This window comes from Duganella kummerowiae (genome assembly GCF_053572355.1).
In genome coordinates this window covers 200,535-216,334 of the sequence record NZ_JBKFEH010000009.1, presented here as the reverse complement: position 1 = coordinate 216,334, position 15,800 = coordinate 200,535, and the positions used below count along the sequence as shown (strand labels likewise).

Annotated in this window: 12 protein-coding genes; 10 read left to right on the top strand and 2 right to left on the bottom strand. The window is 66.3% G+C overall.

The annotated features are described in order from the left end of the window. Positions 1-6 precede the first annotated feature (6 nt). From ACLB1G_RS12130 to ACLB1G_RS12095, 8 genes are all read left to right on the top strand, one after another. Positions 7-678 carry a cell division ATP-binding protein FtsE gene (locus tag ACLB1G_RS12130; RefSeq protein WP_491627464.1) on the top strand — a complete coding sequence of 224 codons (672 nt, stop codon included), beginning with the start codon at positions 7-9 and terminating at the stop codon, positions 676-678. Further along, positions 675-1,595 (top strand): permease-like cell division protein FtsX, encoded by a 921-nt coding sequence (ftsX, locus tag ACLB1G_RS12125; RefSeq protein WP_491627463.1) that lies wholly within the window; start codon positions 675-677, stop codon positions 1,593-1,595. The genes ACLB1G_RS12130 and ftsX overlap by 4 nt, the downstream gene beginning before the upstream one ends. Before the next feature lie 245 nt (positions 1,596-1,840). Next, complete coding sequence (rpoH, locus tag ACLB1G_RS12120) at positions 1,841-2,740, top strand: RNA polymerase sigma factor RpoH (protein ID WP_491627462.1); 900 nt, start codon at positions 1,841-1,843, stop codon at positions 2,738-2,740. A 128-nt stretch (positions 2,741-2,868) separates the two neighbouring features. Next, complete coding sequence (locus tag ACLB1G_RS12115) at positions 2,869-3,342, top strand: hypothetical protein (RefSeq protein WP_491627461.1); 474 nt, start codon at positions 2,869-2,871, stop codon at positions 3,340-3,342. 17 nt (positions 3,343-3,359) lie between these two features. Beyond that, positions 3,360-5,117 carry a gamma-glutamyltransferase gene (gene ggt / locus ACLB1G_RS12110; RefSeq protein ID WP_491627460.1) on the top strand — a complete coding sequence of 586 codons (1,758 nt, stop codon included), beginning with the start codon at positions 3,360-3,362 and terminating at the stop codon, positions 5,115-5,117. Positions 5,118-5,210: 93 nt separating this feature from the next. Further along, the gene (gene lepB, locus ACLB1G_RS12105) at positions 5,211-5,903 is read left to right on the top strand and encodes a signal peptidase I (protein ID WP_491627459.1); all 693 of its coding nucleotides are present in this window, start codon (positions 5,211-5,213) and stop codon (positions 5,901-5,903) included. A 93-nt stretch (positions 5,904-5,996) separates the two neighbouring features. Next, a complete protein-coding gene (locus ACLB1G_RS12100) occupies positions 5,997-6,752 on the top strand; it encodes an ABC transporter ATP-binding protein (RefSeq protein WP_491627458.1) in 756 nt (251 codons plus the stop codon). Then, complete coding sequence (locus ACLB1G_RS12095) at positions 6,749-9,130, top strand: CPBP family intramembrane glutamic endopeptidase (RefSeq protein ID WP_491627457.1); 2,382 nt, start codon at positions 6,749-6,751, stop codon at positions 9,128-9,130. The genes ACLB1G_RS12100 and ACLB1G_RS12095 overlap by 4 nt, the downstream gene beginning before the upstream one ends. A 225-nt stretch (positions 9,131-9,355) precedes the next feature. On the opposite strand, the gene ACLB1G_RS12090 is transcribed toward ACLB1G_RS12095, so the two are convergent. After that, the gene (locus tag ACLB1G_RS12090; protein ID WP_491627456.1) at positions 9,356-10,162 is read right to left on the bottom strand and encodes an NAD-dependent epimerase/dehydratase family protein; all 807 of its coding nucleotides are present in this window, start codon (positions 10,160-10,162) and stop codon (positions 9,356-9,358) included. 67 nt (positions 10,163-10,229) lie between these two features. Further along, complete coding sequence (gene garD, locus ACLB1G_RS12085; RefSeq protein ID WP_491627455.1) at positions 10,230-11,801, bottom strand: galactarate dehydratase; 1,572 nt, start codon at positions 11,799-11,801, stop codon at positions 10,230-10,232. Positions 11,802-12,123: 322 nt separating this feature from the next. Here garD and ACLB1G_RS12080 point away from each other — a divergent pair, with 322 nt between their 5' ends. Both ACLB1G_RS12080 and ACLB1G_RS12075 read left to right on the top strand, forming a co-directional pair. Further along, positions 12,124-12,825, top strand: coding sequence for a FadR/GntR family transcriptional regulator (locus tag ACLB1G_RS12080; RefSeq protein ID WP_491627454.1), 702 nt, complete (start codon positions 12,124-12,126; stop codon positions 12,823-12,825). Between the two features lie 227 nt (positions 12,826-13,052). Further along, on the top strand, positions 13,053-15,755 hold the full coding sequence (locus ACLB1G_RS12075) for a TonB-dependent receptor (protein WP_491627453.1): 2,703 nt from the start codon (positions 13,053-13,055) through the stop codon (positions 15,753-15,755). Positions 15,756-15,800 lie beyond the last annotated feature (45 nt).

Genomic DNA, 15,800 nt, shown 5'->3' with positions numbered 1-15,800 from the left:
CCCGCCATGATCGAATTCCAGCACGTCTCGAAATCCTACTCCCCCGATGCGACGGCGCTGCGCGACATCTCCCTGACGGTCGGCAAGGGCGAACTGGTGTTCCTGGCCGGTCCCTCGGGCGCCGGCAAGTCCACCCTGCTGAAAATGATTGCCGCCATCGAGCGTCCCAGCGCCGGCAAGGTGATCGTCAACGGCCAGGACATCGCCCGCATCAAGCCCGCCGCCGTGCCCTTTTTGCGGCGTAACCTGGGCCTGATCTTCCAGCAGCAGCGCTTGCTGAACGACCGCTCCATCCTGGCCAACGTGATGCTGCCGCTCTTGGTGACGGGCGCCTCGCGCCAGCAGGCCGAGCAGCGCGCCCGCGCCGCCCTCGACAAGGTCGGGCTGGCCGGGCGGGCCGGCGCCAACCCGCTGGCCCTGTCCGGCGGCGAGCAGCAGCGCGTGTCGATCGCGCGCGCCATCGTCAACCGCCCGCAAATCATCCTGGCCGACGAGCCCACCGCCAACCTGGACCGTGAAAGCGCCAACCGCGTACTGGATGCGCTGAAAGCCTTCCATTCGGTGGGCGTGACCTGCCTGATCTCCAGCCACGACGAACAGATGCTGGACGCCGCCGCACGCGTGATACGCCTGCGCGCCGGCGAACTGGAAAGCAGCGGCGCGGAGGTGGCGGCATGAGCTACTGGCTGCGTCAACACTGGTTCGCGCTGGGCGCGGCCCTGGCCCATGTGCGCCGGGCGCCCGGCAGTTTCCTGTTCAATATCCTGGTGGTGGCCATTGCCCTGGCGCTGCCGTTTGCCGGCGTCACCCTGCTGGACAATGTGCGGCCCATGTCGGAGCAGCTGTCGGTCGATCCCGAAATCAGCGTCTTCCTCAAGCAGGACACGCCGCGCGAACAGGCCGAGGCGCTGGCCGTGCAGCTGCGCCAGGCGGTCAGGGACAAGCAGGCCAAGATCATCTTCACCCCGCGCGAAAAGGCGCTCGACACCCTCAAGGAAAAGAGCGGCATGAGCGACGTGCTGGGCGCCCTGGGCGAGAACCCGCTGCCGGACAGCTATGTGCTCAAGCTGGACGCCTTCCGCAACGCCCAGGCCGGCGGCGACGTCGACCAGCTGGCGGAGCACATCCGCGCCCTGCCCGGGGTGGACACGGTGCAGGTCGATTCGGCCTGGGTCAAGCGCCTGGCGGCGCTGCTCAACGTGCTGCGCCTGGCCCTGCTGCTGCTGGCCGCCACCCTGGGGACGGTGGTGGTGGCCGTGGTGTTCAATACCATCCGCCTGCAGGTCATGACACAGCGCGAGGAAATCATGGTGTCCAAGCTGATCGGCGCCACCGACGGCTTCATCCACCGCCCCTTCTATTACAGCGGCGCCCTGCTGGGCCTGTGCGCCGGCGGCGTGGCGCTGGGCGCCGTGGCCCTGGCGCTGCGGCCGCTGAACACGGCCATTGCCGAATTCGCCCGCCTGTATGCATCCGAATTCCAGCTGATACCGCTGGCGCCGCTGCCCATGGCCGGGCTGCTGGCCGTCTCGGCCGGCCTCGGCCTGGCTGGCGCCGTGCTGTCCGTACAGCGCCACCTGGCGCGCCTCAAGTAATCCTCGTCCCGGAGTGCGGCGCCGTACCGACGCCGCCCCTGGGGGCATCCTATCCTTGTTTCAAGCAGGTTAAGCCTGTCCTAAGGTCCATCGCGCATTCTTTAATGCATCTCAACTCTCAATAGTGTTTTTACTATCAGACTGATAAATTTGGAGCGATTGGCACTCATCGACAGAGAGTGCTAATATATGTTTCAACACAGTCTGATCTTGAGACTTGCAACAATTCGAGCGAAGGAAAACAAATGAACATGATGTCCGCAACGACCGCGCTGGCACCGGCCGCCAACCGTGCACTGGGCCTCGGCTTCACTGGCAACCTGGGCAACCTGGACGCCTATATCTCGGCAGTGAACCGCCTGCCGATGCTGTCGCACGAAGAAGAAGTCTCGCTGGGCAAGCGCCTGAAGGAACACAACGACCTGGGCGCCGCCCAGCAACTGGTGCTGTCGCACCTGCGCCTGGTGGTGTCGATCGCCCGTGGCTACCTGGGCTATGGCCTGCCGCACGCCGACCTCATCCAGGAAGGCAATATCGGCCTGATGAAAGCCGTGAAGCGCTTCGACCCCGACCAGGGCGTGCGCCTGGTGTCGTACGCCATGCACTGGATCAAGGCCGAGATGCATGAATACATCCTGAAGAACTGGCGCCTGGTCAAGGTGGCCACCACCAAGGCCCAGCGCAAGCTGTTCTTCAACCTGCGCAGCCACAAGACCGGCCTGGACGCCATGACCCCGGCCCAGATCGACGGCCTGGCCAAGGAACTGGACGTCAAGCGCGAGGAAGTGATCGAGATGGAAACGCGCCTGAGCGGCCGCGACATCGCCCTGGAATCGCCTACCGATGACGAAGACGACAAATTCGCGCCCATCGCCTACCTGTCGTCCGACACCACCGAGCCGACCCGGGTGCTGGAAGCGGAACAGGTGACCCGTCTGCAGTCGGAGGGGCTGGAAAGCGCATTGTCCAAGCTGGACCCGCGTTCGCGCCGCATCATCGAGTCGCGCTGGCTGGCCAACGACGACGGTTCCGGCGCCACCCTGCACACCCTGGCCGAGGAGTTTGGCGTGTCCGCCGAGCGCATCCGCCAGATCGAGGTGGCGGCGCTCAAGAAAATGAAGGGCGCGCTGGCCGCTTACGTGTAATCCGCTGTTTTAAGCAGCGCCTGGTCCCACTAAAAACCGCCTGCGGGCGGTTTTTTTACGTCCTAGCCGTGCGCCCCGATCCCTCTTGATTTGCTACATTGTCCAGGTTTGTTATTAAAAGGACACGCATGAAGCAAGGCCAGCAACAAGGAATAGGGCAACATGCCCTGCGCCAGATCATCGTCGTCCCGCTGGTCCTGAGCGGGCTGGCCAGCCTGCATGCCTGCGGCGCCGCCGGAAGAGTGCGCGCCGAAGGTCCGCCGGCCTACGACACCACGGTGGAGCTGGCGCCCGGGCTGGCCGCCGCCCTGCCCGGCGGCGGCAGCCTGCGCCTGGACCGCGTCAACGACAGCCGCTGCCGCGCCGGCGCCGTGTGCGTCTGGGCCGGCTACATCAGCTACAGCCTGACCGTGACCGAGCCCAACGGCGTGTCCACCAGCTTCGTGCTGGCCCAGGACATGCCGAACGGCGTCAACAGCATCAGGCGCAACGGCCTGCGCGTGGCCCTGGCCGGCGACAGCGCGCCGCCGGTGCCGGCCCAGCAGGAAATCGCGCCGGATTATCGGGTAAGCTTGCGGGTGAGTAATATCCCCGTCAACTGAACCGACCACGGCCCTCCATGACACCGACCCGCACCCTCCTGCTGTCCTCGCTAGTACCTTCCATCCTGATCGCACTGTCCCAGCCGGCCTGGGCCAAGACGCCGGTCGCCACCGGCACCGGCGGCGCTGTCGCCACCATCAGCGAACCGGCCTCGCAGGCCGCCATGAATATCCTCAACCAGGGCGGCAACGCCATCGACGCCGCCGTGGCGGCGGCCGCCACCCTGGGCGTGACCGATCCCTTCAGCTGCGGCATAGGCGGCGGCGGTTTCATGGTGATCTACCTGGCCAAAGAGAAGCGCGTGATCACCATCGACCACCGCGAGACGGCCCCGGCCAGCTTCACACCCATCGTGTTCCAGCAGGATGGCAAGGCGATGGACTTCGACACCGTAGTCGCCAGCGGCAACGCGGTGGGCGTGCCGGGCACGGTGCGCGGCTGGCACGAGGCGCTGGAGCGCTACGGCAGCATGTCCTTCAGGCAGGTGCTGGCGCCGGCCATCGCGGTGGCCAGCAAGGGCTTCACGGTCAGCGCCAACTTCAGCCGCCTGGTGGCGGAAAACGAGAAGAAATTCGCCCTGTTCCCCAGCACCTCGGCCCTCTACCTGCGCAACGGCAAGGCCCTGCCGGCCGGCAGCACCCTGCGCAATCCCGACCTGGCATCAGCCTACCGCAAGCTGGCCGCCGGCGGCGTGCAGGCCTACTACAGCGGCCCCATGGCCCAGGCCATCGTGGCCGCCGTCAACCGGCCGCCCACCGCGCCCGGCGTATCGGTCCGGGGTGGCAGGATGACGCTGGCCGACCTGGCCAACTATGAAGCGCGGCTGCGCCAGCCGGTGCACAGCACCTACCGCGGCTACGACATCTATGGCATGCCGCTGCCCAGCAGCGGCGGGGTGGCGGTGGCCGAGGCGCTCAACATCCTGGAAGGCTACGACCTCAAATCCATGCCGCGCGCCCGCGCCGAACACCTGTACCTGGAGGCGAGCAAGCTGGCCTTCGCCGACCGCAACGCCTACCTGGCCGATCCCGAATACGTGGATGCGCCGGTGGCCGGGCTGCTCAGCAAGGAGTACGCGGCGCGCCGCCGCGAGCTGATCGCCCCGGACCGCGCCGCCGCGCCGCAGCCGGCCGGCGATCCCTACCCGTTCCAGAACGACCAGAGCGTGCCGCTGCGGCCCAACAGCAGCAAGCTGCTGGCCGAGGGCGCGCACACCACCCACCTGACCGTGTCCGACAAGGATGGCAACATCGTGTCCTATACCTACACCATCGAATCCTGGGGCGGCAGCGGCATCGTGGTGCCGGGCTACGGCTTCCTGCTCAATAACGAGATGACCGACTTCGACTTCACCGGCCCCGCCCCCAACGTGCCGGAAGCCTACAAGCGCCCGCGCAGCAGCATGTCGCCCACGCTGGCCTTCAAGGATGGCAAGCCGGCCTTCTCCATTGGCAGCCCGGGCGGAGCCACCATCATCACCACCGTGCTGCAGACCATCGTCAACCACATCGACCTGGGCCTGCCCATGGACCAGGCCGTGGACGCGCCGCGCCTGTCCGAGCGCAACGGCACGGCCACCGACGTCGAACCCGGCTTTGCCGGCAGCGCGCAGGCGCGCGCGCTGGAACAGACCGGCCAGCACTGGGCCGCGCAGGCGGAGGAAATCGGCGCCGCCAACGCGCTGGTGTTCAACCCGGATGGCACCGTGACGGCCGTCAGCGAGGGCAAGCGGCATGGGGTGGGCAGCGCGCTGGTGCAGAAAAGCGCGCATTGATAAGCTGATATTAAGCTATAAATAAGCCGCAAATAAGCTTGCCGCGCCACACTCTCCGAGGCATCCGCCACCAACCAACTCAGGGAGTATTCAATGAAGCACTGGATCCGCGATAACAAGGGCTTTTTGCTGTTCCTCGCGCTGTTCGGCGTGTTCCGCACCGCCGTGGCGGACTGGAATCCGATACCGTCGGCCTCCATGCATCCCAACCTGCTGGAGGGTGACGTGGTGTTCGTCAACCGCCTGGCCTACAACGTCAAGGTGCCGCTGACCGACATCGTGCTCACCACCACCGGCGAGCCGCAGCGCGGCGACATCGTCACCTTCAGCTCCCCGGCCGACGGCACCCGGCTGATCAAGCGCGTCATCGCCCTGCCCGGCGACCGGGTCGAGATGCGCAACGAGCAGCTCATCATCAATGGCCGCAGCGCCGATTACGCGGCGCTGGGACGCAGCGACGAGGCCATCGGCGGCGTCGCCGTGCAATCGCTGCAGGTGCGCGAATCGCTGCAGCGCGGGGCTGGCGGTAGCGACAGCGCGCACCGCATCCAGTTCCTGCCGCAGGTGAACAATGCGCGCCGCAGCTTCGCGCCCATCGTGGTGCCGGCCGGCCAGTACATGATGCTGGGCGATAACCGCGATAACAGCGCCGACTCGCGCTACATCGGCCTGGTGCCGCGCGCCCTGTTGATCGGCAAGGCCGAGCGCATCCTGGCCTCGGCCGACATCCAGGGCAACTGGCTGCCGCGCCCCGGGCGCTTCGGCAAGAGCCTGTATCAAGACTAGCAGCGACTGAGCGGCCAGCCCTCCTTTCCCGTCTGCCCCATGCGGTGTTAAGATTTCCGCAAAGTTTTTTGACAACGCCGAAACGGGGCACACATGATTGAATTCCAGGGACTGTCCAAGACCTACGGCAGTTTCAACGCCGTCCAGCCGCTGCACCTGACGGTGCGGCGCGGCGAAGTGTTCGGCTTCCTCGGTCCCAACGGGGCCGGCAAGACCACCACCATCCGCATGATGATGGGCATCCTCGTGCCCAGCGGCGGCAAGGTGCTGGTCGACGGCCTCGATTGTTCCGCCGACGCGGCCGAGGTCAAGCGCCGGGTCGGCTACCTGCCCGATACCCCGGTGTTCTACGACTACCTGCGCGGGCGCGAGATCCTGCAATTCGTGGCCGAGATGCACGGCTATCCCCGCGCCGAGGCGGTACAGCGCGCGGCGCGCCTGCTGGCCGAATTCGGGCTGGAGGAAGCCGGCGAGGATTACGCCGTCAACTACTCGCTGGGCATGAAGAAGCGCCTGGGCCTGGCCTGCGCCCTGATACACGAGCCGTCGGTGCTGATCCTCGATGAACCGATCAACGGCCTCGATCCGCGCGCCTCGCGCGAGGTGCAGGAAAGGCTGCTGGCGGCGGCCGCGGCCGGCGTCACCATCTTCGTCTCCACCCACTTGCTGGACATGGCCGAAAAGCTGTGCGACAGGGTCGGCATCATCCACCACGGCGCCCTGGTGGCGACCGGCTCGCTGGACGAGATCCGCGACGAGGCCAGCGCCGACGCCTCGCTGGAAGACGTGTTCCTGAAAATCACCGACGAGAGCGAAGCCGGCCTGGCCGGCGGCGGCGGCGCCGCATGATGCAGCCCATCCCCGCCCGGCGCGCCATCTGGCTGATGGCGAAAATGCGCGTCACCCGCCTGCTCAACCAGACCAGCAACAACCTGGCGCGCGGCTTCGGCAAGAAGAAAGCCACCACCCGCGCCGCCTTCGGCGGCAAGCGCCGCAACCTGTGGCTGATGACGGTGGTGATGGCGCTGCTGATGTCCTTCTCCTTCGTCAACATGCAGCGCGGCGCCATGCTCAACATGCAGTGCCATTTGACGCCGGGCGCCTCCTGCGAAAAGGATGGCAAATACGGCGAGCGCCACCACCAGCCCGAGATGGCCGCCCAGCAGCTGCACGCGGCGCCCTTCTCGTCCGAGCTGATGACGGGGCTGACCATGGAGCTGTCCATCCTGTTCTTGGTCAGCTTGCTGATCCCGCTGGCCAGCAAGGAGCTGGCGCAGCCGGACTGGGACCTGGAGTGGCTGGTTACCATGCCGGTGCGGCGCGGCACGCTGCTGTGGGGACGGGTGCTGGAACGCTGCGCCAGCAATGTTACCGGCCTGTTCGCGCTGGTGGTGCCGCTGGTGGTGGTGGCCTGGTATTCAGGGTTTCATTGGACCGCACTGCCGGTGGCCCTGCTGGGCGCGGCCGCGCTGCTGCCGCTGGCCACGGTGCTGCAGACCGTGGCCGACACCGGGCTGCGCATGTGGCTGCCCGCTTCGCAGCTGCGCAACCTGCAGGCCGTGGTCTCGCTCATCAGCATGCCGCTGCTGTACCTGGTGATGGCGCTGGGCATGCCGCGCGCCGATTCCTTCGTCATGCGCTGGGCCGGTGAATTCCCGGCCTGGACCTTGTGGACCCCGCCCGGACTGGTGCTGCGGGCCATACAGGCGCACAGCGTGTTCGCCTTTGCCAGCGTGACGGCGCTGCTGCTGGCCGAGGTGGCCGTGGTGCTGCTGGCCGGGATGGCGCTGCTGCGCTGGCAGCTGGCCGGCGGCGTGGTGTCCTCCAGCGCCCGCGAGAGTGCGCGCAAGCCGCGCCGCGCCGCTTCCACGGCTGCCGCCTCTGCCACCTCTGCCGGCGCGGGCGGCGGGTGGCTGTCCACCATCAAGCGGCGCGAGCTGCGTTTGCTCAGCCGCGACCGCAACTTCCTGGTCCAGACCCTGCTGCTGCCGGTGGTGATCGTCGGCAGCCAGCTGGTATTCAACGGCCAGATCAACAGCATCGCGGAACTGGGCCGGCATCCCACCCTGATGGCGGCCATGGCCTTCGGCATCGGCGTCTACGTGCTGATGCTGTCGGCCTTCCAGACCCTGAACAACGAAGGGCAGGTGCTGTGGATGCTGTACACCTTCCCGCGCTCGCTGGAGAGCGTACTCAGGGAAAAGGCCCAGCTGTGGGCGGTGCTGGCCCTGGTCTATCCGCTGGCGGTGTTCGGCGTCGGCCTGCACTATGGGGCGGACATCACTCTCCAGCTGCTGGTGCTGATGCTGACCGTGCTGGCCGGGATCCCGGTGTTCTCCGTGATCGCCGTGGCGCTGGGCGTGTTCGCCAGCGATCCGCAGGCGGCCGACATGCGCAACCGGGTGCGGCCCACCTACATCTACCTGTACATGCTGCTGTCGGCGTTCTACACCTATTCGATCTACACCAGCGTGTGGTCGCAGAAGCTGGTGGTGCTGGTGCTGACCGGCGCCCTGGCGCTGGCGCTGTGGCAGAAGGCGCGCGACGAGCTGCCGTATTTGCTGGATCCGGCCGCCTCGCCCCCGCCGAGGGTATCCACCTCGGACGGCCTGATGGCGGCCACCATGTTCTTCGTGCTGCAGGCGCTGGGCCTGCTGCTGTTCGCGCGCGACGCCCGCCATCCGGGCCAGGCCGCCATCATGCTGGCCTTTGCCGGCTCGGGCGCCATCACCTACACCCTGACGCGGCTGGTGTACTGGCGCAGCAAGACGCAGGGCGTGCCGGCGGTGCTGCGCGCCGCCGATACCGGCCTGTCGCTGCGCTGGGGGCTGGGACTGGGCGCGGCCGGCGCCGCGCTGGCGCTGGGCTACATGCTGCTGCTGCACCATACCGGCTGGATGGCGGAAGAGATGCGGGAAGCGGCCGGCTCGCCGCTGCGCGGCATGGCCTTGTTCGTGCTGGCGGTGGTGGTGGCGCCGCTGTGCGAGGAATTCATCTTCCGCGGCCTGATTTTCGGCGGCCTGCGCCGCTCACTGGGCTTGCTGCCGGCCATGGCGGTCAGCGCGGCGGTGTTCGCCATCATGCACCCGGCGGTATCGATGGCGCCGGTATTCGTGCTGGGCCTGTTGACTGCCTGGGCCTACGAGCGCAGCAAGACCCTGCTGGCGCCCATGCTGGCGCATGCGCTGTACAACGGCGTGCTGGTCGGCCTCCAGCTCTGGACCTAACTTTCCGCTGCTTGTCCACCCGGTGCCCCCGGTGTCTGCCCCCGGTGCCCCCGGTGTCAGATCTGCCATTGGTGCCCCCGGTGTCAGATCTGCCATTGGTACATGAGCCTGCTTACGCAAGCGAGCCCATGTACCAATGGCAGACCTGACACCAGGGTGGACACCAGGGTGTGACAAAAAAAGCCGGCGGCGCCGGGGGCTGGGTTTAGTCCCGGGATTCCGGGCTTAGTCCTTGTAGCGGACTTCGGCCAGCGCGAAGGCGCCGCCGTGGTAGGTCACCGAGGCGTTGGGGTCGGGATAGTCGCCGCTGTCGGGGAACAGGTGGTCGAATTGCGACGAGCTGTCCTTGGGCTTGTAGCCCAGGTGCGCGGCCTTGCTGTTGTCCCACCACGCCACTTCGTTGTCCGACATGCCGAACAAAATGGTGAAGCCGACCCGGGTCGCGAACAGCGAGCGGCGCAGCGCTTCCACCAGGTCGTCGTAGCTGAGCCAGGTCACCATCATGCGGCGGTCCTTGGGTTCAGGGAACGAGGAGCCGATGCGCAGGCTGACCGTCTCCAGGCCGGTGCGGTCGTAGTAGTAGCTGGCCAGCTGCTCGCCGAACACCTTGCTCACGCCATAGAACGAGTCCGGACGGGTGGGCGCGGTGGCGTCGATGTAGTCGGTGTTGCGGTAGAAGCCCACCGTGTGGTTGGAGCTGGCGAACACGATGCGCTTGACGCCGTGCTTGTGCGCCGCCTCGTACAGGTTGGCGGTGCCCAGGATGTTGGCGTGCATGATGTTCTCGAAGGTGTTCTCGGTCGAGATGCCGCCGAAGTGCAGCACCGCGTCCACGCCTTCCAGCAGCTTCAGCACGGCGGCCTTGTCGCCCAGGTCGCATTGCACGATTTCCTCGCCCTCGCGGGCCTCGCCCAGGTCGGCGATGTCGCTCAGGCGCACCACGTCTGCCCAGGGCTTGATACGGTCGCGCAGCACTTTGCCCAGGCCGCCGGCGGCGCCGGTCAGCAGCAGTCGTTTGAATGGTTTGCTCATGGTGTGTCTCGTTATATCTACGGATGAATACTACGTCGGATGTATGGGTCGTCGAAAGAGGATGGTATCAGGTCACCGGGGCCGGGTTGAACAGGACCAGGGCGTTGTGCAGCTTCCATTTCTCGGCCCAGGTCTCGCGCCCGCTGGCCACGTCCAGCAGCAGGTGGAACAGTTCCCAGCCGACATCGGCAATGGTGGCTTCGCCGGTGGCGATGCGGCCGGCGTTGATGTCCATCAGGTCATGCCAGCGGCGCGCCAGGTCGTCGCGGGTAGCCACTTTCACCACCGGCACTTCGGCCAGGCCATACGGCGTGCCGCGCCCGGTGGTAAACACGTGCAGATTCATGCCGGCCGCCAGCTGCAGGGTGCCGCAGATGAAATCGCTGGCCGGAGTGGCGGTGTAGTTCAGGCCCTTCTTCACCAGGCGCTCGCCCGGCGACACCACGCCGGAAATCGGGCTGGCGCCCGACTTGACGATGGAGCCCATGGCTTTTTCCACGATGTTGGACAGGCCGCCCTTCTTGTTGCCGGGCGTGGTGTTGGCGCTGCGGTCCACGCCGCCGCGCTTGAGGTAGTTATCGTACCAATCCATCTCGCGTATCATCTCGGCCGCCACTTCGGCATTGACGGCGCGCGAGGTCAGCTGGTCTATGCCGTCACGCACCTCGGTCACTTCCGAGAACATGACGCTGGCGCCCGCCCGCACCAGCAGGTCGGTGGCAAAGCCCACCGCCGGGTTGGCGGTCACGCCGGAGAAGGCGTCACTGCCGCCGCACTGCACCCCGACCACCAGGTCGGACGCGGGGCAGGTTACGCGCTGCCGCTTGTTCAGCACTTCCAGCTGCTGCTCGGCGGTCTGCATGATGGATTCGATCATGGACATGAAGCCGACATGGCCGGCGTCCTGCAGGCACACCACCGGCGGCTCGGTGGCGATGGTATCGTCCTTGCGGCGGATTTGGATGGAATTGGCCGGGAACAGCCGGGTCGGCTGCAGTTTCTCGCAGCCGAGCGACACCACCATGGCCTGGCCGCCGAAATTGGGGTTCTTGGCAATGTTGTGGATGGTGCGGATGGGGATGTGGGCGCCCGGCGCCTCGATCGCCACGCCGCAGCCGTAGGTGTGCTCCAGGCCCACCACGTCGTCCACGTTGGGATACTTGGGCAGCAGCTCGGCCTTGATGCGCTTGACCGCATGCTCGACCACGCCCGACACGCATTGCACGGTGGTGGTGATGGCCAGGATGTTGCGGGTGCCGACGCTGCCGTCCGGATTGCGGTAGCCTTGGAAGGTGTAGCCTTCCAGCGGCTCCATCACGGGCGGCTTGACGGTGGCGATGGGCAGGTTGTCCAGTTCGCGCGCCGGCGGCATCTCGGTGTTGGCTTCCGAAACCCAGCTGCCGGCCGGCAGGTCGCGCGCCGCGTTGGCGATACGCACGTTGTAGCGGATCACGGGCTGGCCCTTGGCGATGGCGCGCAGCGCCACCTTGTGGCCTTGCGGGACCGCTTCCAGCAGGGTCAGGCCATTGGCAAACACGGCGCCGGCGGGCAGGCCGCCGTCGTTGACGACGATGGCCACGTTGTCGTTGTCGTGCATGAGGATGTAGCGCGGCGTTTGCGCGCTGGTCGGAGTCGTCATGATGCTTCCTTATTCCGGGCGCCAGCCCGGCAGTACGTGGTTTGTGCCTGTGTCCGCGCCAGCAGTACCCTGGGTCCCTGCCGGGATGTGGCATTTCCGCCACACCTGTTACGCTGTATGCGCCCCTGCGCCAGCTGGGAAAACCGGCTTTCTATCAAGTAAAAAGCCCAGAAAAAACGGTTTCCCGACATGATTCAGTATGACAGGGAAAGCAAAATTTGGCTAGTCCACATTGCATCTTTGGTCTGACCACTTTAGAATGGCCTGACCACATAATGATATGCGCCGCGCACATGACGGCGCGAGGCCTGGACGAGACACGATGCAGAAGAAAGCCGCCCCCACCCCGCTGGAGCAGAATCACGAGCCCCGCCTCTACCGCGTGGTGGCCGACCGCATCCAGGACCTGATACGCAGCGAAAACATCGCAGCCGGCGAGCGCCTGCCCTCCGAGCGCGACCTCTCCACCAAACTCAGCGTCAGCCGCGCCTCCCTGCGCGAAGCGCTGATCGCCCTGGAACTGGGCGGCGTGATCGAGGTGCGCGGCGGTTCCGGGGTCTATGTCAGCGAACAGCCCGAAGTGGATACCACCCTGCCCGAAGCCGGCCCGGGTCCGTTCGAAGTCTTGTCGGCGCGGCGCCTGATCGAAGCCGAGATCGCCGCCATTGCCGCGCGCGTGGCCAGCGACAGCGCCGTGGACGAGATCCTCAAGGCAGTGGAAGCCATGGAGCGCAGCCACGCCAACAAATCCAGCAATGAGCTGGCCGACCGCAACTTCCACCTGGCCATCGCGCGCGCCACCGGCAACAGCGCCCTGGTCGGCGCCCTCGATTACCTGTGGGACCAGCGCGGCCGCCTGTGGCACAAGCTCAAGGAGCATTTCCAGACCGAGGAACTGCGCCAGGAAACACTGAAGGACCATCGTCGTATTCTGGAAGCCATCGCGGCCCATGATCCGGCCGCTGCCCGCAAGGCCATGCGCGGGCACCTGGAGCGCGTCACGCGCACCTTCTCCAGAGGTTAGGAGTCCCGCACGGATCATTCCCCATTTCAGGTAGAGCAGCAATAACACAGGGCCGGCCTCGATGCCGCCCGTGCATAAGGACTCAAAAGTTAAACGACCGACCGGAGCCCGGCCACACTGCGCGTGCGGCCTTCCTCCCGGAGCGGCACGGAGCACGCGAGGTGCTCCACACAGCGTCCAGTGCCCCCTGCGCGACGCGTAACTTTATTCGAAACGAAGGAGACTGTATGAACAAGCACCACGCCCAACCACGGCTGATCCTGTCCGCCATTTCGCTCGCCGTCCTGAGCCTGACCAATGCCTATGCCCAGAGCGAGGACGCCAGCATGACCCGGGTCGAAGTGACCGGTTCCAGCATCAAGCGCCTGGCCGCCGAAGCGGCCCTGCCGGTGACCAGCGTGAAGGCAGAGGACCTGACCAAGGCCGGCATGACCACCCTGGCCGACCTGATGATGGCGCTGCCGCAGTCGGCCTCGCTGGCGCCGTCCAACGCCGGTTCCGGCACCAACATCAACCTGCGCGGCCTGGGCGTGAACCGCACCCTGGTGCTGCTGAACGGCCGCCGCCTGGCCAACGAGGCGATTGCCGACGGCTACGCCAACCTGGACGTGATCCCCATGAGCGCCCTGCAGCGCGTCGAGATCCTGCGCGACGGCGCTTCCTCGATCTACGGCTCGGACGCCATCGGCGGCGTGGTCAACTTCATCACCAAAACTTCCTACGAAGGCCTGTCGGCCACCGCCCAGGCGGTGCAGCCCGAACACAAGGGCGGCGGCGACGAGCAGCGCGCCAGCGTGATCTGGGGTAAAGGCAACCTGGAACGCGACGGCTGGAGCTTCTACGCCACCATCGACGCCCACCAGCGTACCCGCCTGGCCCAGTCCGACCGCGCCTACCTGAGCTCGGACGCCAAGCTGACTGAACTGGGCCGCGCGCCCTCGCTGGGCAGCGGCGGCTACGCAGACCCGGCCAACTTCACCATCCCCGGCAACACCACCGCGCGCAACCCGTACTACGCCACCGGCTGCCTGTCGCCCTACTCGGTACAGGGCGCCAAGAGCACCTGTATCCTGAACGCCAACGAGTACGGCACCGCGCTGTACGCCAACCAGCAGGTCACCTTCTACGCCCGCGGCGCCAAGAAGATCAGCGACGACCACACCATCACCCTGGACTACTCGCGCGGCGAGGAGTTCATCCTGGGCACCAAGAACCCGACCCAGGCCGTGGCCGTGAACGGCGTCAACGCCATCCTGCCCTCGACCAGCAAATGGTATCCGGGCAAGAGCGGCGGCGTGCCGGCCGTGTCCGGCATCACCAACCAGCCCCTGACCCTGACCTGGAGCGTGGGTGAACTGGGCCTGGCCACCACCAAGGACGTGCAGCTGAACCAGCGCCTGGCCCTGGTCGACGAAGGCGTGATCGCTGGCTGGGACTACAAGGCCGGCATCGTCTACGGCCTGTCGCAGCGCGACAACTACTACTACTCCGGCTACGTCAAGGGCCAGGGCCTGCTGGACGGCCTGAGCAGCGGCGTGCTGAACCCGTTCGGCAACCAGGATGCCGCCGGCACCGCCTACCTGAACTCGATCAAGGTGGACGGCGCCAAGAACCGCACCTCCAAGTCGACCCTGGCCCTGGTCGACGTGACCGCCAGCAAGGCCCTGATGGACCTGGGCGGCGGCTCCATGGCAATCGCGATCGGCGCCGACTTCCACCGCGACACCACCGAAGACACCAAGCTGCCCATCGGCGGCGAAGTCACCTACGCCAACGCCACCCCGTCGCACGGCGAAGGCCAGCGCAACGTGGCCGCGCTGTACGCCGAGCTGGACATGCCGGTCACCAAGACCCTGGACCTGAACGTGGCGGTGCGCGACGACCATTTCAGCGACGTCGGCAACACCATCAACCCCAAAGTCAGCTTCCGCTGGGAGCCGTCCAAGCAGCTGATGTTCCGCGGCTCGGCCAACACCGGCTTCCGCGCCCCGACCCTGTTCGACCTGTACGGCTACCGCCTGCCCGGCGCCACCGGCAAGACCTCGGCCAAGTGGGACGATCCGGTGCTGTGCCCCGGCGGCACCCCCGGCGTGGCCGGCACCGGCAAGGCCCTGCCCGGCTATGTGTCGTCCGAGGTCTGCAACACCACCCTGCCCAAGCAGACCGGCTCCAACCCCGACCTGAAACCCGAGAAATCCAAGGGCTTCACGCTGGGCGTGGTGTTCGAACCGACCAAGAACTGGACTGCCTCGTTCGACTACTGGAACATCAAGATGACCGACATGCTGGCCAATCTGCCAGAGCAGGTCTACTTCCTCGATCCGGTCAAGTATGCGTCCTACTTCGTGCGCAACGCCGACGGCACCATCAACTACATCAAGAACACCACCATGAACCTGGGCGGCCAGAAGGCGGCCGGTGTCGACGTGTCGACCACCTACGCTTTCCCGCGCAGCCAGGCCTGGGGTGATTTCAAGGTCTCGCTGGACGGCACCTACCTGACCCAGTTCGACAACCAGCTGGACAACGGCAGCCCCTATGTGTCCAACATCGGCCAGTTCGGCCTGGCCAGCAACGGCACCACTTCCAGCTTCCCCATCATCACCTACCGCTGGAAGCACATCGCCAAGCTGAACTGGGCCAAGGGCAACTGGAACATGCAGCTGACCCAGAACTACAACTCCAAGTACACCGACCAGAACCTGGTGGCGCAGCAATACTGGCGCAACATCAATTCGTACAAGGCGTACAACTTCACCACCACCTACAACGGCTTCAAGAACATGCAGATCGTCGGTGGCGTGACCAACCTGACCAACGCGCCGCCGCCGGCCACCAACAGCAGCCTGTATAGCTACGGCTACCTGAGCAGCGCCGCCAGCCCGATCGGCCGTGCCTACAACGTGCGCGTGACCTATAACTTCTATTGAGGTCGGCGATGACTCGTTGCGCTGACACGCACCCGGTCTGAACCC

What these genes read in the sequence shown, in the direction of transcription:
- ACLB1G_RS12130 (WP_491627464.1), top strand. Translation starts at nt 7, where the DNA reads ATGATCGAATTCCAGCACGTCTCGAAATCCTACTCCCCCGATGCGACG.
- ftsX (WP_491627463.1), top strand. Translation starts at nt 675, where the DNA reads ATGAGCTACTGGCTGCGTCAACACTGGTTCGCGCTGGGCGCGGCCCTG.
- rpoH (WP_491627462.1), top strand. Translation starts at nt 1,841, where the DNA reads ATGAACATGATGTCCGCAACGACCGCGCTGGCACCGGCCGCCAACCGT.
- ACLB1G_RS12115 (WP_491627461.1), top strand. Translation starts at nt 2,869, where the DNA reads ATGAAGCAAGGCCAGCAACAAGGAATAGGGCAACATGCCCTGCGCCAG.
- ggt (WP_491627460.1), top strand. Translation starts at nt 3,360, where the DNA reads ATGACACCGACCCGCACCCTCCTGCTGTCCTCGCTAGTACCTTCCATC.
- lepB (WP_491627459.1), top strand. Translation starts at nt 5,211, where the DNA reads ATGAAGCACTGGATCCGCGATAACAAGGGCTTTTTGCTGTTCCTCGCG.
- ACLB1G_RS12100 (WP_491627458.1), top strand. Translation starts at nt 5,997, where the DNA reads ATGATTGAATTCCAGGGACTGTCCAAGACCTACGGCAGTTTCAACGCC.
- ACLB1G_RS12095 (WP_491627457.1), top strand. Translation starts at nt 6,749, where the DNA reads ATGATGCAGCCCATCCCCGCCCGGCGCGCCATCTGGCTGATGGCGAAA.
- ACLB1G_RS12090 (WP_491627456.1), bottom strand. Translation starts at nt 10,162, where the DNA reads ATGAGCAAACCATTCAAACGACTGCTGCTGACCGGCGCCGCCGGCGGC.
- garD (WP_491627455.1), bottom strand. Translation starts at nt 11,801, where the DNA reads ATGACGACTCCGACCAGCGCGCAAACGCCGCGCTACATCCTCATGCAC.
- ACLB1G_RS12080 (WP_491627454.1), top strand. Translation starts at nt 12,124, where the DNA reads ATGCAGAAGAAAGCCGCCCCCACCCCGCTGGAGCAGAATCACGAGCCC.
- ACLB1G_RS12075 (WP_491627453.1), top strand. Translation starts at nt 13,053, where the DNA reads ATGAACAAGCACCACGCCCAACCACGGCTGATCCTGTCCGCCATTTCG.